This is a genomic window from Chromobacterium sphagni, assembly GCF_001855555.1.
GTDB lineage: Bacteria > Pseudomonadota > Gammaproteobacteria > Burkholderiales > Chromobacteriaceae > Chromobacterium > Chromobacterium sphagni.
Window position 1 is genome coordinate 1 of sequence record NZ_MKCT01000088.1, and the last position, 15,258, is coordinate 15,258.

Here is a 15,258-nt window from a genome sequence, read left to right on the forward strand (position 1 = left end):
AGCAGGGTGGAGCGGTTCCACCAGCCGGTCCACTGGTTGTCGGGCTTGGCCTTGATAGCCTGGTCAGCCTCCGGCAGATCGGCCGGGTTCGGGCTGTTGTCGGCGTCTTCGGCATGGGCGGATTGCAAGCCGCAGCCCAACAGGACGGCCAGAGCCAGTGCGGACATTCGCCGCGGGTGGCGCGGCTCGGCGGCCGCAGTCGGGAGGGTAGGGCGTTTCACGTTGTCACTTCTCCATGATGGAGCCGCTCATCCATGCGGCCTTGATCATACTGATTCTTATTACTGTTATACCTTCTATTCCCACTGGCGCCAGGGTCTGCAGAACGGCAATCGCAGATAGTGCGGAGCGGTTCGCATCAAACGAGAATACATGGCTGCCACAACTGGAGCCGCGGAGCGGTTTTACGTTATGCTGCCATGCGACATTCGTTGTGTTCTCATCTAAAACCTGGGCGCGAGTTTCAGTTTGATAAACGACAATCATTCCTGTTTGGTTGACGCGCCTTGAGCATTTTTTGCAAGCTGATGGCCTGCGGTGAAAAATTTATTGTATTTTGTCTGACAGTTTGAAAATGTGAAATCATGCTTTCTGTACGCGAATGTCGCATCCCGGATAGTGACGCGCAGCCGGCTTAATTTAGAATCGATCGACAGCATAAAAAAACGCACGACAGAACAAGGAAGGAAAACCATCAATGAGCAATACCGTATCTCGCGCTGATTTCGACCAGGTCATGGTGCCCAACTACGGCCCGGCCGGCTTCATCCCGGTCAAGGGACTGGGCTCCCGGGTGTGGGACCAGGACGGCCGCGAATTCGTCGACCTGGCCGGCGGCATCGCCGTCAACTCGCTGGGCCACTGCCACCCGGAACTGGTGGCCGCGCTGACCGAACAGGCCGGCAAGCTGTGGCACGTGTCCAACGTGTTCACCAACGAGCCGGCGCTGAAGCTGGCCAACCTGCTGGTGGAGAAGACCTTCGCCGAGCGCGTGTTCTTCTGCAACTCCGGCGGCGAGGCCAATGAGGCCGCGTTCAAACTGGCGCGCAAATACGCTCATGACAACTTCGGCGCGGACAAGAACCAGATCCTGTCCTGCGTCAACTCTTTCCACGGCCGCACGCTATTCACGGTCAGCGTCGGCGGCCAGCCCAAGTACACCGAGGGCTTCGGTCCGGTGCCGGGCGGCATCTCCCACTTCGAATTCAACAATATCGAATCGCTGAAGGCGGCCATCTCCGACAAGACCTGTGCGGTTGTGATCGAACCGGTGCAAGGCGAGAGCGGCGTGCTGCCGGCCGATCCGGCCTTCCTCAAGGCCGCGCGCGAGCTGTGCGACGCGCACAACGCGCTGTTGATCTTCGACGAAGTGCAAAGCGGCATGGGCCGCACCGGCGCGCTGTACGCCTACCAGCAGTACGGCGTGGTCCCGGACATCTTGTCGTCCGCCAAAGGCATAGGCGGCGGCTTCCCGATCGGCGCGATGCTGACCACCGAGAAGGTGGCCAAGAGCTTCGGCATCGGCAGCCACGGCTCCACCTACGGCGGCAATCCGCTGGCCTGCGCGGTGGCGCACAAAGTGGTGTCCATCATCAGTTCGCCCGAGGTGCTGGCCGGCGTGGAGGCGCGCCACCAGCGCCTGGTCACCGGCCTGAGCGCCATCAACGCCAAATACAATGTGTTCCAGACCGTGCGCGGCAAGGGCCTGCTGATAGGCTGCGTGCTCACCGACGCCTACCAGGGCCGCGCCCGCGAATTTCTCAAGGCGGCCGAGAAGCAGCAGTTGATGATCCTGGTGGCCGGCCTGAGCGTGCTGCGGCTGGCGCCGTCGCTGGTGATCAGCGACGCCGATATCGACGAAGGCCTGAAGCGACTGGATGCCGCCGTCGCCGAGCTGGTGTCCGCCAAGTAAAAGCCGTGCCGCATGGCTGCCATGCGGCTTCCAACGCTATCCCGACCCAATCGCCACGACCCCGCTTTTGCCGGGTCGCGGCCACGGCTGCGCCCGTCTTCCGGGCCCGGCCCTTGCGCAACGAGGGAGGATTCCTCATGTTTACCGTGCGTCCCGTCCGTACTTCGGACTTGCCGGCGATAGAGCGGCTGGCCCAGGCCAGCGGCATCGGCGTCACCAGCCTGCCCAGCAACCGCGAAAAGCTGTTCGAGCGCATCCAGCAGTCGATCAGCGCCTTCGAGCATGAAGCCATCGGCGATGCCGGCAGCGAATACTATATGTTCGCGCTGGAGCATGGCGGCGCGGTGGTCGGCACCGCCTCGATCTGCGCGTCCGCCGGCTTCGACGAGCCGTTCTACAGCTACCGCAGCGAAACCGCGGTGCACGCCTCGCGCGCGCTCAAGGTCAACAACCGCATCCATGTGCTGAACATTTGCCACGATCTGACCGGCACCGTGCAGCTTTGCGGCTTCTACGTGGAGGGCGGGCTGGACCAGTTGGCCGCCGAACTGATGTCGCGCGCCCGGCTGCTGTTCATTGCCGGCGAGCGCGGGCGCTTCGGCCGCCGCATCATCGCCGAGATGCAGGGCATTCACGATGACGCCGGCCAGTCGCCGTTCTGGAACGCCATCGGCCGCCGCTTCTTCAATATGGATTTCCTGCAGGTGGAGCAGGCCTTTGTCAGCCACAGCAAGACCTTCATCGCCGAGCTGATGCCCAGCTATCCCATTTACGTGCCGCTGCTGCCGGACGAGGCGCAGCAGGCGATAGGCCAGATCCATCCGGATTTCGAGCGGGTGTGCCAGTTGTTGTGCAAGGAAGGCTTCGAGGCCGACAACTATCTGGACATCTTCGACGGCGGCGCGGTGCTGACCGCCGAGCTGGACCGGTTGAAAACCGTGGAGCTGAGCCATTGCTACCCGGTGGAGATCCAGGCCAGCCTGCCGGCGCAGGCGACGCTGCAACTGCTGAGCAACCAGCGCCTGTCGGCCTTCGCCGCCACGGCGGCGCGGGTGGCGGTGGTGGACGGCGTGGCCTTCATCAATCCGGACGCCGCCAGGGCGCTGGGCGTGGCCAGCGGCGATGTGGTGCGCGTCGCGGGTCTGCAAGAGTGCGAGGAGAAACGCTCATGATGTTGATTCGTCCCGTAGAACACAAGGACCTGAACGGCCTGATGGATCTGGCGCGCAGCGCCAGCAGCGGCGGAGTGGGCCTGACCTCGCTGCCGGTGAACGAGGAGCGCTTGTCGCTGCGCATCGCGCGCTCGACGCTGTCGTTTTCCGGCGAGTTGGACCGCGCCGACCACGGCTATGTCTTCGTGCTGGAAGACGCGGACAGTGGCAAGGTGGCCGGCATCTGCGCCATCGAGGCCGCCGTCGGCCTGAAGGAGCCCTGGTACAACTACCGCGTCGGCACCATCGTGCACGCGTCGGAAGAATTGGGCGTGTATTCCCGCCACGAAACCCTGTTCCTGTCCAACGACCATACCGGCTATTCCGAACTGTGCACGCTGTATCTGCATCCAGACTACCGCATCAAGCGCAACGGCGGCCTGTTGTCCAAGAGCCGCTTCCTGTTCCTGGCGCAGTTTCCGCAGTTGTTCGGCAAGATGGTGGTGGCGGAGATGCGCGGCGTGTCGGACGAACGGGGGGAGTCGCCGTTCTGGGAGGCGCTGGGCCGCCATTTCTTCTCCATCGATTTCGCCAAGGCCGACTACCTGACCGGCATTGGCCAGAAAGCCTTCGTCGCCGAGCTGATGCCTAAGCATCCGGTGTATGTCGACTTTCTGTCGCCGGAGGCGCAGACAGTGATAGGCCAGACCCACGAGGCGACCCGCCCGGCGCTGGCGATGCTGGAGTCGGAAGGTTTCCGTTACGAAGGCTATGTCGATATTTTCGACGCCGGCCCCACGGTTCAGGCCTATGTCAGCGATATCCGCGCGGCGAAGGAAAGCCAGCGTCTGCCGGCCAGAGTGTGCGATCCGCTGCCGGACGGCGACAAGGAGTGGTATCTGGTGTGCAACGATGCGCTGGCCGGCTTCCGCGCCGTGCTGGTGGAGTCGGTGCGGCCGCAAGGCGAGTTCTGCCTGACGCCCGCTTTGGCGCAGGCGCTGGATGTGCGGGACGGCGGCCATGTCCGCTGTGTGACGCTGACGCCCAAGGAGATTGTGCAATGAAAAGCTTGTTGATCAATGGCGAATGGCAAGCCGGCGCGGCCGAGGCCATGCTCAAGACCAATCCGGCCGACAACCAGGCCTTGTGGCAGGGCCGCGCCGCCGACGCGGCGCAGGTGGACGCCGCAGTGCGCGCCGCCCGCGCCGCCTTCCCGGCCTGGGCCCGAATGGGCCTCGACGCGCGCGTCACGGTGGTGCGCCGCTTCGGCGAATTGCTGGCTAAGCGCAAGGCCGAACTGGCGGCGGTGATCGCCCGGGAAACCGGCAAGCCGCTGTGGGAGGCCACTACCGAAGTGGCCACCATGGCCGGCAAGATAGATATCTCGCTGAAGGCGCTGCAGGAGCGCACCGGCGAGCGCGGCGCGGCGATGGGCGACGCCCAGGCGGTGTTGCGCCACAAGCCGCACGGCGTGGTGGCGGTGTTCGGCCCGTACAACTTCCCCGGCCACCTGCCCAACGGCCACATCGTGCCGGCGCTGTTGGCCGGCAACGCAGTGATTTTCAAACCGTCGGAACTGACACCGTGGACTGCCGAGGAAACCGTCAAGCTGTGGGCCGAGGCCGGCTTGCCGGCCGGCGTGATCGGCCTGTTGCAGGGGGCTCGCGCTACCGGTGTGGCATTGGCGGGCCATGACGGCATAGACGGCCTGTTCTTCACCGGCAGCTCGGCCACCGGCGCCATCCTGCACCAGAATTTCGCCGGCCGTCCGGACAAGATCCTGGCGCTGGAGATGGGCGGCAACAACCCGCTGATAGTCGGCTCGGTGGCCGACATGGACGCCGCGGTGCATCATGTGATCCAGTCCGCCTTCGTCTCCGCCGGCCAGCGTTGCACCTGCGCGCGCCGCCTGCTGGTGCCGCAGGGCGAGTGGGGCGATGCCTTCGTCGCCCGCCTGGTGGAGGTGACGGCCAGGCTGCGGGTGGGCAAGTTCGACGCCGAGCCTGCCCCCTTCTTGGGCGCGGTGATCTCCAACGCCGCCGCCGACGCGCTGCTCAAGGCGCAGGCGGCGTTGATCGCCGCCGGCGGCAAGGCGCTGCTGCAGATGCGCAGGCTGGAGGAGGGCGCGGCGATGCTGACGCCGGGCATCATCGACACCACTGCCGTCGCGCGTCCGGACGAGGAGTTTTTCGGCCCGCTGCTGCAACTGATCCGCTACGCCGACTTCGACGAAGCCATCGCCATCGCCAACGATACCCGCTTCGGTCTGGCCGGCGGCGTATTGTCCGACAGCCGCGAGTTGTACGACCGTTACTGGCTGGCGTCCCGCGCCGGCGTGGTCAACTGGAACAAGCCTCTCACCGGCGCCTCCAGCGCCGCGCCGTTCGGCGGCATCGGCGCCTCCGGCAACCACCGGCCCAGCGCCTACTACGCGGCGGATTACTGCGCCTACCCGGTGGCTTCGCTGGAGTGCGAGCAGCTGGCGGTGCCGGCGCAACTGTCGCCAGGGATCACGCTATGAACGCCTATGAAGTCAATTTCGACGGCCTGGTGGGGCCGACGCACAACTACAGCGGTCTGTCCTTCGGCAACGTCGCCTCCACCAGCAACAGCAGCGCGGCGTCCAATCCCAAGCTGGCCGCGCAGCAGGGACTGGCCAAGATGAAGGCGCTGCACGACCTGGGCTTCAAGCAGGGCGTGCTGGCGCCGCAGGAGCGGCCGGACGTGGCGGCCTTGCGCCGCCTGGGTTTTGCCGGAACCGACGCCGAGGTGATCGCCCGCGCCGCTAAGGAGGCGCCGACCATGCTGGCGGCTGCCACCTCGGCCTCCAGCATGTGGACCGCCAATGCGGCGACGGTCAGCCCGTCGGCCGACACCGCCGATGGCCGCGTGCATTTCACGCCGGCCAACCTCAACAACAAGTTCCATCGTTCGATCGAGCATCCGACCACCCGGCGCGTGCTGGCGGCGATGTTCGCCGACGAGACCCGCTTCGCGGTGCACGAGGCGCTGCCGGCGCAGATGCATTTCGGCGACGAGGGCGCGGCCAACCACACCCGTTTCTGCGCCGACTACGGCCAGGCCGGGGTGGAGTTCTTCGTGTTCGGCGCGGCGGCCTTCGACGGCCGCTATCAGAAACCTGCGCGCTTTCCGGCGCGGCAGACGCTGGAGGCCAGCCAGGCGGTGGCGCGGTTGCACGGCCTGGCCGCGGACGGCGTGGTGTTCGCCCAGCAAGACCCGGACATCATAGACGCCGGCGTGTTCCACAACGACGTGATCTCGGTGGGCAACCGCGAGGTGCTGTTTCACCACCAGCAGGCCTTCCTCAACCAGGCCGACGTGCTGGAGGAGTTGTCGCGCAAGCTGGCCGCGCGCGGCGGCTGCTTCGCCGCCATCGAGGTGCCGCGCGCCGAAGTGACGGTGGAGGAGGCGGTGAAGAGCTATCTGTTCAACAGCCAGCTGTTGTCCAAGCCCGGCGGCAAGATGCTGATCGTGGTGCCGGAGGAATGCCGCAACATCGAGCGGGTGTGGGGCTATCTGCAGAAGCTGGCCGCCAGCGGCGGTCCGATAGACGAGGTGAAGGTGTTTGACCTCAAGCAAAGCATGCAGAACGGCGGCGGCCCCGCCTGCCTGCGTCTGCGGGTGGCCTTGAACGAGGGTGAACTGGCGGCGGTGAACCCCAGGGTGCTGATGAGCGAAGCCTTGTTCGCCACGCTCAACGATTGGGTGGAGCGCCATTACCGCGACCATCTGGCTCCGGCCGACCTCGCCGACCCGCAGCTGCTGCAGGAGTGCCGCGCGGCATTGGACGAACTCACCCGCATCCTGGGCCTGGGCAGCGTCTATCCCTTCCAGCTGGGCTGATTTGCCCGGGTCCGGGCACAGCCCGCCACGCCTTGCGCGCGGCGGGCTGTTTTTCGTTCGGGAGACCTTAGCGGCTCTTAACAAATTGCGCCGGTGCCATTCCAGATGCGGGCTATGGTGAGGATTGGCATGGTTGTTGCATATCGGCATCCGGTGTGGGCTTGACGTCACAACTGGCAACACTCTGTGCGGGTAAATTTTTTTGCGACGGCAGGGCAGCGCTAGGATGGATAGCAAGTGGTATTGTAGATTGTATGCAAGTGAACGATGCTCATGGGTGATTGTTCGCAATGCATATAGCGGATAGTTGGCTCTTGTTCGAATGTGAATAAAAAGAATGGGAATTGTGACCGAAATGTAAAACCGGCCCGGAAAGGGAAAGAGTTTTGCCAAGTCCGCCGGCAGAAAAAATTCCACCTGAAGATGTTTGGTGAAAATATATAATAATCAATAGGATATGGATTAATTAAATGCTTTTCGCAGCCGTTTTTTTGGCGGGTCTCCGCAATTGACAGTCGATTGGATACATGGTGATAATCGGTTCGCCTGTCGGACAGAAGCCAATAAATAGGTCCGCCGCGGGTAGTACAACAGGCAGCAGTCAATAAGAGGAATCATCCCGCAAGCTGCCGTCGACAATCAGAGGAGATCTCCAAACGTGGACATATTTCTGCAGCAAATCCTGAACGGCCTCGTTCTGGGTAGCATTTATGCGCTGATCGCGCTGGGCTACACCATGGTGTACGGCATCATGGGACTGATCAACTTCGCCCACGGCGAAGTGGTGATGTTCGGCGCCATGGTGACCATTACCGTCATCACCACGCTGATGGGCATGGGCGTCAATCTGCCGGGACCGGCGCTGGTGCTGATCGGCCTGTTGGTGGCCATTCCGGCCTGCATGCTGCTTGGCTTCGCCATCGAGCGCATCGCCTACCGGCCGCTGCGCGGCAAGCAGCGCCTGGCGCCGCTGATCACCGCCATCGGCGTGTCGATCGTGCTGCAACAGGTCGCCATCCTGATCTGGGGCCGCAACTACATCCCCTTCCCGCAAATCCTCGATCACGACGTGGTCAACATCTTCGGCGCCAGCATCACCAAGCTGCAGATCCTGATCGTGGTGATGTGCCTGGCCATCATGGCCGGCCTGCTGTTGATGGTGGAAAAGACCAAGCTGGGCCGCGCGATGCGCGCCACCAGCCAGAACCCGGCGGTGGCCGGCCTGATGGGGGTCAACGTCAACACCATCATCTCCGCCACCTTCGTCATCGGCTCCGCGCTGGGCGCGATCGCGGGGGTGATGGTCGCCACCAACTATGAACAGGCCCATTACTACATGGGCTTCATGATCGGCCTGAAAGCCTTCACCGCCGCGGTGCTGGGCGGTATCGGCAATCTGGGCGGCGCGGTGGCTGGCGGCATCCTGCTTGGCATCATCGAAAGCCTGGGCGCCGGCTACATCGGCACGCTGACCGGCGGTTTTCTCGGCTCCAACTACCAGGACATCATCGCCTTCATGGTGCTGATCGCGGTGTTGATCTTCCGTCCGTCCGGCCTGCTGGGCGAAAAAATGGCCGACCGCGCCTGATGCGAGGGAGAGACATCATGAATCTGGATACCAACAAGAAAATGGGCCTGTTCGCCCTCAGCGCCGTCGCGCTGCTGGTGCTGCCCTTTGTCGTCGGCGGCGCGCTGGGCAACTCCTGGGTGCGCATCGTCGACTTCGCCCTGCTGTACGTGATGCTGGCGCTGGGGCTGAACATCGTGGTGGGCTTCGCCGGCCTGCTCGACCTGGGCTTCATCGCCTTCTACGCGATCGGCGCCTACACCTACGCGCTGCTCAGCTCGCCGCATTTCGACATCCACTGGCTGTTCTTCCTGACCATTCCGCTGGGGGCGGCCTTCGCCTCGCTGGGCGGGGTGCTGCTGGGCACGCCGGTGCTGAGGCTGAAGGGCGACTATCTGGCCATCGTGACGCTGGGCTTCGGCGAGATCGTGCGCATCTTCATGAACAACCTGAACTCGCCGGTCAACATCACCAACGGCCCGCAAGGCGTCAACCTGATCGATCCGATCCATGTCGGCGGCGTCAGCCTGGGCCAGACCATAGAGCTGTTCGGCGTCAGCTTCCACAGCGTCTACCTGTACTACTACTTGTTCCTGGCGCTGACCATCGCGGTGGTGATCATGGTCTGGCGGCTGCAGCATTCCCGCATCGGCCGCGCCTGGGTGGCGCTGCGCGAGGACGACATCGCCGCCGCGGCGATGGGCATCAACATCCGCAACATCAAGCTGTTGGCCTTCGGCCTGGGCGCCTTGTCCGGCGGCGTGGCCGGCGGCCTGTTCGCCTCCTTCCAGGGCTTCGTGTCGCCGGAATCGTTCAGCCTGCTGGAGTCCATCATGATCCTGGCGATGATCGTGCTGGGCGGAATGGGCCACATTCCGGGCGTGATCCTCGGCGCGGTGGTGTTGACCATCGCCCCGGAAATCCTGCGCGACGTGATCGGCCCGCTGCAGATGAAAACCTTCGGCCGGATGCTGATCGATCCGGAAAACGCCCGCATGCTGCTGTTCGGCTTGGCCATGGTGGTGATGATGCTGGTCCGCCCGGAAGGGATGTGGCCGTCCAAGCGCCGCAAGGCTGAGTTCCAGCACGTCAAAGATGAAGCGGCTGCGCAGAAAGGTTAATGATGGCTGATGTTTTGCTGAAAATCGAAGGCATACACAAACGCTTTGGCGGCCTGCACGCGTTGAGCGACGTCGGGTTGACCATCAACAAGGGCGAGATCTACGGTCTGATCGGGCCGAACGGCGCTGGCAAGACCACACTGTTCAACGTGTTGACCGGCCTCTATGTGCCGGACGAAGGCAGATTCGAGTTCGCCGGCCACAATCTGTTCCAGCAGAAGCCGCACGTGGTGGTGGCGGCGGGTATCGCCCGCACCTTCCAGAACATCCGGCTGTTCGCCGAGATGACCGCGTTGGAAAACGTGATGGTAGGCCGCCATATCCGCTCCAAGGCGGGCGCGCTGGGCGCGGTGCTGCGCGACCCGGGCACCATGGCCGAGGAGCGTTCGATCGAGGCCAAGGCCTGGGAGCTGCTGGAGTACGTCGGCATCGCCGACGTGGCCCACGAACGCGCCCGCAACCTGTCCTACGGCCACCAGCGCCGGCTGGAGATCGCCCGCGCGCTGGCCACCGAACCCAAGCTGCTGGCACTGGACGAACCGGCGGCCGGCATGAACCCGCGCGAAACCGAAGAGCTCAAGCAACTGATGAGCAAGATCCGCGACGGCGGCGTCACGGTGCTGCTTATCGAGCACGACGTCAAGCTGATGATGGGGTTGTGCGACCGCATCGCGGTGCTGGACTATGGCAAGAAGATTGCCGAAGGCGTGCCGGAGGAAGTACGCAAAAACCCCAAAGTGATCGAAGCCTATCTGGGAGCGGCCCACGCATGAGCATTCTGGAAGTCAAAAACCTGCAAGTGGCCTACGGCGGCATTCAGGCGGTAAAAGGGATAGATTTTCACATTGAACAGGGCGAGCTGGTGACGCTGATCGGCGCCAACGGCGCCGGCAAGACCACCACGCTGAAAACCCTGGTGGGCATGGTGAAGAAGTCCGGTGGCAGCATCGTTTACGACGGCAAGGACGTGGCCTCCATCCCGTCCTACGACTTCGTCCGCCACGGCCTGGCGATGGTGCCGGAAGGCCGCGGCGTGTTCGCCAAGCTGACGGTGGAGGAAAACTTGCAGATGGGCGCCTACTACCGCGACGACAAGGTGGCCATCCAGAGCGAGATCGAGCACGTCTATGAGCTGTTCCCGCGCCTGAAGGAGCGCCGGCTGCAACTGGCCGGCACCTTGTCCGGCGGCGAGCAGCAGATGGTGGCGATGGGGCGGGCGATGCTGTCCAAGCCCAAGCTCTTGCTGCTGGACGAGCCTTCGATGGGTCTTGCGCCCATCATCGTCGAGAAGATCTTCGAGATCATCCAGATGGTGGCCAAGCAGGGCGTGACCATGCTCTTGGTGGAGCAGAACGCCAAGCTGGCGCTGGAGGTGTCGCAGCGCGGCTACGTGATGGAAAGCGGCCGCATCACCATGAGCGGCGACGCCAAGGAACTGCTCAACGACGAGAGGGTGCGCAACGCCTATCTGGGCGAGTAAGGCGTGCTGTGTTGCCATGCAATCCCCCGTCGGCTCTGGCCGACGGGGGATTTTTCTTGGCTGGATGGCAAGGAGAGGCGGCGCATCCGAACCGCGTGCGGTCGGATGCGAGCTTAGATCCCCAGCGGCTTCAGCATCTTTTCCAGCGTGCCGTCGCGTTGCATCGCATCCAGGCCGCGGTTGAAGGCCTGGATGCGCTTTTCTCCCTCCGCCTGGTTCCGGGCGATGCCCAGGCGCATCGGATAGGTGACGACCGCTGGCGGCAGCCATTCCAATTTTTCGGCCAGCGCGGCCAAGTTGCCGCGCAGCAGGTAGTTGGCGACGCCGTGGTCTATCAGCGCCAGGTCGATGTGGCGGGCGGCCAGCTTGGCGAGGTTGCTGGCGTCGCTCAAGGTTTCGTCGGTTTTCAGCCGCGCCTGTTCAAATGCCTCCGGATTGGCGTAGCCGCGCACCGTGCCTATGGTATAGGGCTTGAGGTCGCTCAGGCGCTGGTAGCGGATGGCGTCGCCGCTGCGTTTGAAGAGGCCGATATGGTTGTCGAGGAAAGGCTTGGAAAACAGGAAGCGCTGTTTGCGCTCAGCGGTTTCCCACAGGCCGATGATGCCGTCCAGCTGTCCGCTGCCGGCCTCGCTCATGGCGCGCGACCATGGCAGGTAGACGATTTTCGTTTGCAAGCCGGCGCGCTGGAAAGCCTCGCTGACGATGGCGACGGCCAGGCCGCCGCCGGGCAGGCGGGGAGACATATAGGGCGGGTATTCGGTGGCGCCCAGCACGATGGCGCCGGCGCGCGCCGCGCCGGCGCAGAAGGACAGCGAAACCACAAGCATGAGCGCGTATTTCCAGCTGGCCATTGCTTCTCCCATGGTCGCCGCCGCGCGGGCGGCCGCCGTCTGCCGTCATTCGAGTATAACGACAAACCTCCGCTGCGCGCACAGGGCCGGCTGGTCTTGTTCTGGGCGGCGCGCACCGCATCGCCCGCGAATTTCCGCCACTGGCGGCAAGTGCTGGGTTGCGGTGCTTGCAAATGGCGGGCCGTGCGGACACGCTTCCGATTTTGTTCGCAGCTGGTCGGCTGCATGGCGCCGCCAGGCGCTTCGCCGGACGCCGCGGACCCGCCGTGCAGGGTGTGGCGGCCGCGCATACGATGAAATGCTGATGCTTTCCGGCCGGCGTGGACGTTTGGCAAGCGTTTGACGAAAGGGCAGCCGCATGCGTTGCCGATTGAGTAAAGATGCTTCCTTCGCTAAATTCAAGACATACCCTCCTACAGCGCAGATCGCCATGAGTCGCTTGATCCTGCTGTTCGCCGCGCTGTTCGCCGTATGGATGCTACCGGCCGAGGCGGCGCGCTTGCCGGCGCTGGATATCCTGACCGAGGATGACCCGCCGCTTACCTTCAGCCAGAACGGCAAGCCATCCGGGCTGGTGGTCGAGGTGGTGCAGGAAATCCAGCGCCGCGTCGGCAGCCGCGATCCCATCTCCGTGATGCCCTGGGCTCGCGGCTACCGGCTGGCGCAAATTCAGGAAAACACCGCGCTGTTCAATACCAACCGGATAGGCGAGCGCGAGCATCTGTTCAAATGGGTGGGACCGGTCACCACGACCCTGGGCAGCTTCTTCGTCCGCAGCGACAGCAAACTCAAGCTGGTTTCGCTGGACGATGCCAGAAAACTCAGCCAGATTCTGGTGGTGCGCGACTGGTATCTGCAGCTGATGTTGTCGGCGCAGGGATTTTCAAATCTCAGCGCCATCGCCACTCCCAACCAAATGGTGTCGATGCTGATGCACGGGCGGGCCGAGGTCATCGCCAGCGAGAACACCACCATGCCGACGCAATTGAGGCAGCTGGGCTATCAGCCCTCCGATGTGCACAAGGCTTACACCTTCGTCTACACCTCGGGCTATATCGCGTTTTCGCTCAAGACGTCGGATGCCGTGGTCAAGGCCTGGCAGCACGCGTTGGACGATATGAAACGGGATGGCAGCTTCGCCGCGATCTACCGCCGCTGGCTGCCCGGCGAACCTATGCCGGGCATGACCGCCAACCCGGACGAAAAAGTGAAGTAAGGGTTCGCCGTCGCTGCCGTTGCGCCGAGCGGGACGCCATTCCATTCGACAAGGGAGAAACATGTTCAGCCTCACTGTTTTGTGGCACCGCCTGCTGGGCGCGCTGTTGCTGCCGCCGCTGTTGAACCTACTGCCCATCGTGCTGGGCGCGGTGCTGGTGCGGCGCTGGCAGAGGATGGGCCGGCTGCTGCTGGCGTTCGGCGTGGTGCTGACTTACCTGCTTTCCATTCCGCAGACCGCCATCTGGCTGGCGCGGGATCTGGAGCGCTATCCAGTGATCCGCACCGCCGACTTGCAGGCGGTGGACGCCATCGTGGTGCTGGCCGGCGGCAAAAGGCCGGCGGCGGAGTATGGCGGCAATGCTCCGGGAAGCGACACGCTGGTCCGCTTGCGCTATGGCGCGTATCTGGCGCGCAATAGCGGCAAGCCGGTGCTGGTGACGGGAGGTTCTCCGGTGGGCGGGGAGTCGGAGGGCGCGGTGATGGCGAGCGCCATGCGTGACGATTACGGCATCCGGCCGCGCTGGGTGGAAAGCCGCTCCAACACCACGCTGGAGAACGCGCAATTTTCTGCCCAGATGCTGAAGGCGGCGGGCGTGCGGCGCATCGCCCTGGTCAGTCAAGGCTGGCATCTGGCGCGCGCGGTGCCTTTCTTCGAGCAGCAGGGCCTGCAGGTGCTGCCGGCCCCCACCAGCCTGATCCGCTATGATGGCGAGGGGGTATTTCTTTACATCCCCGCCAGCGGCGCCATGGCAGAGTGCCGCACCCTGCTGAGCGAACGGCTGAGCCGGCTGTTCTACCGCATCCGGCCGGCGGGTTGAGCTGCCGGGCGGCTTTGCCGCCATTGGCACAGCATGGCCAGCGCGGCGGCAAGCGCCAGCACCATCCCAAGTTGCTGCGCCAGACCGGCCAGCGCCAGGCCCAGGCTCAGCAGCAGGTAATAACCCAGGCCGAACAGCGCGCCGGCGCTGCCGGCCGCCGCGCGGTAGTTTTGCAGCGCCTGGCTCAGCACATTGGGAATGGCGATGCCGAAGGCGACCACCACGCCCATCATCGGCAGCAATAGCCACGCCGACCCGCCTATCGCCCAGACCGCGCAGCCGGACAAGAGCGCCAGCCGGCAGGCCATCCTGATCAGCCGTTGCGGCTGCCAGCCCTGTTGCAGCAAACGCCGGTTGAGCAGGCTGCCCAGCAGCGTGGCCAGCGCCAACGTCGCGCCGGACCAGCCGAACTGCCGCGCGTTCCAGCCCAATTGGGCAAACAGGAAGGGCGCCAGACTGTAGTAGCTGAACAGCATGGTGTTGAACAGCGCCACCAAGCCGGCGTTGCGCCACAGGCTCGCATCGCGCAGCATTTGCCCCGCCAGCGGCAGCAGCGGGCTGTTATCGGTTTGCGCCGGGCGGGTTTCGCCCAGCTTGCGCCAGCATAGTCCCCACAGCAGCAGCGCCAGCATCAGCAGCGCGCAGAATACGCCCTGGTGGCCGTAGCGCTCGGCCAGCAGGCCGCCGCTGAAGAGGCCGAGCACCGGGCTGAGCGCCAGCGCCGCTCCCATCAGCGCAAACACCCGCGCCAAGGCTTGCTGCTTGTAGCTGTCGCGCAGCATGGTCTGGGTGATGACCGAGCCTACTGCCGCGCCCAGCGCGAAACGACCCGCGCCCAGCAGCAGCTGTTCGAAATCGGCGGCGCACATGGCCAGCGCGGCGCCGGCGCCGTAGCACAAACAGGCCCAGCAGCATCGCCGGGCGGCGGCCCAGGATGTCGCTCAGCCGTCCCCACAACACCACGCCGCCGGCAAACGCCAGGAAGTAGATCGACAAGGTCTGCGCGGCGCGCGCCTCGCTTACCGAGAAATGGCTGGCGATGCCCGGCAGCGCCGGGCTGTAGATGGTTTCCACCAGCTGGGGAAACATCATCAGGGCGATCAGCAGCCACAATGGCGTGGATGGCTTGTTCATAAGATTTTCCTCTTCGATAGCTGATCGACAGTCTAGAGAGGAGGAATTTGTCTGATTACAATGTAAGAAACTTTAAATAGCAAAAATCGGACAAATGGCCCACATCCGCGCGGAGCATGAATTCAACGCCGACAGTCTGGAA

Annotated in this window: 14 protein-coding genes and 1 pseudogene; 11 read left to right on the top strand and 4 right to left on the bottom strand. The window is 64.1% G+C overall.

What is annotated here, in order from left to right; all coding sequences use genetic code 11:
* Positions 1 to 225: 225 nt before the first annotated feature.
* Entirely contained in the window at positions 226 to 486 is a 261-nt protein-coding gene (locus tag BI344_RS24205; protein ID WP_139167113.1) for a hypothetical protein, read from the bottom strand.
* 211 nt (positions 487 to 697) lie between these two features.
* On the opposite strand from BI344_RS24205, the gene BI344_RS21835 reads away from it, so the two are divergent.
* From BI344_RS21835 to BI344_RS21875, 9 genes are all read left to right on the top strand, one after another.
* Positions 698 to 1,912 (top strand): aspartate aminotransferase family protein, encoded by a 1,215-nt coding sequence (locus BI344_RS21835; protein WP_071114899.1) that lies wholly within the window; start codon positions 698 to 700, stop codon positions 1,910 to 1,912.
* Positions 1,913 to 2,049: 137 nt separating this feature from the next.
* The gene (aruF, locus tag BI344_RS21840) at positions 2,050 to 3,084 is read left to right on the top strand and encodes an arginine/ornithine succinyltransferase subunit alpha (protein ID WP_071114900.1); all 1,035 of its coding nucleotides are present in this window, start codon (positions 2,050 to 2,052) and stop codon (positions 3,082 to 3,084) included.
* Positions 3,081 to 4,127, top strand: a complete 1,047-nt coding sequence (astA, locus tag BI344_RS21845) for an arginine N-succinyltransferase (RefSeq protein ID WP_071114901.1) — start codon at positions 3,081 to 3,083, stop codon at positions 4,125 to 4,127. Before aruF ends, astA begins: the two co-directional genes overlap by 4 nt.
* Positions 4,124 to 5,584, top strand: a complete 1,461-nt coding sequence (gene astD / locus BI344_RS21850) for a succinylglutamate-semialdehyde dehydrogenase (protein WP_071114902.1) — start codon at positions 4,124 to 4,126, stop codon at positions 5,582 to 5,584. The genes astA and astD overlap by 4 nt, the downstream gene beginning before the upstream one ends.
* On the top strand, positions 5,581 to 6,927 hold the full coding sequence (astB, locus tag BI344_RS21855) for an N-succinylarginine dihydrolase (protein ID WP_071114903.1): 1,347 nt from the start codon (positions 5,581 to 5,583) through the stop codon (positions 6,925 to 6,927). Before astD ends, astB begins: the two co-directional genes overlap by 4 nt.
* A 658-nt stretch (positions 6,928 to 7,585) precedes the next feature.
* Positions 7,586 to 8,515 carry a branched-chain amino acid ABC transporter permease gene (locus BI344_RS21860; protein ID WP_071114904.1) on the top strand — a complete coding sequence of 310 codons (930 nt, stop codon included), beginning with the start codon at positions 7,586 to 7,588 and terminating at the stop codon, positions 8,513 to 8,515.
* A gap of 17 nt (positions 8,516 to 8,532) precedes the next feature.
* Positions 8,533 to 9,615 carry an ABC transporter permease subunit gene (locus tag BI344_RS21865; protein WP_193431020.1) on the top strand — a complete coding sequence of 361 codons (1,083 nt, stop codon included), beginning with the start codon at positions 8,533 to 8,535 and terminating at the stop codon, positions 9,613 to 9,615.
* Between the two features lie 2 nt (positions 9,616 to 9,617).
* A complete protein-coding gene (locus BI344_RS21870; RefSeq protein WP_071114909.1) occupies positions 9,618 to 10,388 on the top strand; it encodes an ABC transporter ATP-binding protein in 771 nt (256 codons plus the stop codon).
* Positions 10,385 to 11,095 carry an ABC transporter ATP-binding protein gene (locus BI344_RS21875; protein WP_071114906.1) on the top strand — a complete coding sequence of 237 codons (711 nt, stop codon included), beginning with the start codon at positions 10,385 to 10,387 and terminating at the stop codon, positions 11,093 to 11,095. The genes BI344_RS21870 and BI344_RS21875 overlap by 4 nt, the downstream gene beginning before the upstream one ends.
* 113 nt (positions 11,096 to 11,208) lie before the next feature.
* Here the strand turns inward: BI344_RS21875 and BI344_RS21880 are convergent, their stop codons facing one another.
* Positions 11,209 to 11,922 (bottom strand): substrate-binding periplasmic protein, encoded by a 714-nt coding sequence (locus BI344_RS21880; RefSeq protein ID WP_158021100.1) that lies wholly within the window; start codon positions 11,920 to 11,922, stop codon positions 11,209 to 11,211.
* 454 nt (positions 11,923 to 12,376) lie between these two features.
* On the opposite strand from BI344_RS21880, the gene BI344_RS21885 reads away from it, so the two are divergent.
* The gene (locus BI344_RS21885; protein WP_158021101.1) at positions 12,377 to 13,162 is read left to right on the top strand and encodes a substrate-binding periplasmic protein; all 786 of its coding nucleotides are present in this window, start codon (positions 12,377 to 12,379) and stop codon (positions 13,160 to 13,162) included.
* Between the two features lie 61 nt (positions 13,163 to 13,223).
* Entirely contained in the window at positions 13,224 to 13,982 is a 759-nt protein-coding gene (locus BI344_RS21890) for a YdcF family protein (protein WP_071114908.1), read from the top strand.
* Here BI344_RS21890 and BI344_RS21895 read toward each other — a convergent pair.
* A complete protein-coding gene (locus BI344_RS21895) occupies positions 13,958 to 14,851 on the bottom strand; it encodes an MFS transporter (protein ID WP_241499448.1) in 894 nt (297 codons plus the stop codon). The genes BI344_RS21890 and BI344_RS21895 overlap by 25 nt on opposite strands.
* A gap of 85 nt (positions 14,852 to 14,936) precedes the next feature.
* A pseudogene (locus BI344_RS26245) lies at positions 14,937 to 15,116 on the bottom strand (hypothetical protein); the annotation flags it as partial.
* Between the last annotated feature and the right edge of the window lie 142 nt (positions 15,117 to 15,258).

Coding starts and splice junctions, on each gene's coding strand:
- BI344_RS21870 (WP_071114909.1), top strand. CDS start 9,618: ATGGCTGATGTTTTGCTGAAAATCGAAGGCATACACAAACGCTTTGGC.
- astB (WP_071114903.1), top strand. CDS start 5,581: ATGAACGCCTATGAAGTCAATTTCGACGGCCTGGTGGGGCCGACGCAC.
- astD (WP_071114902.1), top strand. CDS start 4,124: ATGAAAAGCTTGTTGATCAATGGCGAATGGCAAGCCGGCGCGGCCGAG.
- BI344_RS24205 (WP_139167113.1), bottom strand. CDS start 486: ATGATTGTCGTTTATCAAACTGAAACTCGCGCCCAGGTTTTAGATGAG.
- BI344_RS21890 (WP_071114908.1), top strand. CDS start 13,224: ATGTTCAGCCTCACTGTTTTGTGGCACCGCCTGCTGGGCGCGCTGTTG.
- aruF (WP_071114900.1), top strand. CDS start 2,050: ATGTTTACCGTGCGTCCCGTCCGTACTTCGGACTTGCCGGCGATAGAG.
- BI344_RS21835 (WP_071114899.1), top strand. CDS start 698: ATGAGCAATACCGTATCTCGCGCTGATTTCGACCAGGTCATGGTGCCC.
- BI344_RS21880 (WP_158021100.1), bottom strand. CDS start 11,922: ATGCTTGTGGTTTCGCTGTCCTTCTGCGCCGGCGCGGCGCGCGCCGGC.
- BI344_RS21865 (WP_193431020.1), top strand. CDS start 8,533: ATGAATCTGGATACCAACAAGAAAATGGGCCTGTTCGCCCTCAGCGCC.
- BI344_RS21895 (WP_241499448.1), bottom strand. CDS start 14,851: ATGTGCGCCGCCGATTTCGAACAGCTGCTGCTGGGCGCGGGTCGTTTC.
- BI344_RS21885 (WP_158021101.1), top strand. CDS start 12,377: ATGAGTCGCTTGATCCTGCTGTTCGCCGCGCTGTTCGCCGTATGGATG.
- astA (WP_071114901.1), top strand. CDS start 3,081: ATGATGTTGATTCGTCCCGTAGAACACAAGGACCTGAACGGCCTGATG.
- BI344_RS21875 (WP_071114906.1), top strand. CDS start 10,385: ATGAGCATTCTGGAAGTCAAAAACCTGCAAGTGGCCTACGGCGGCATT.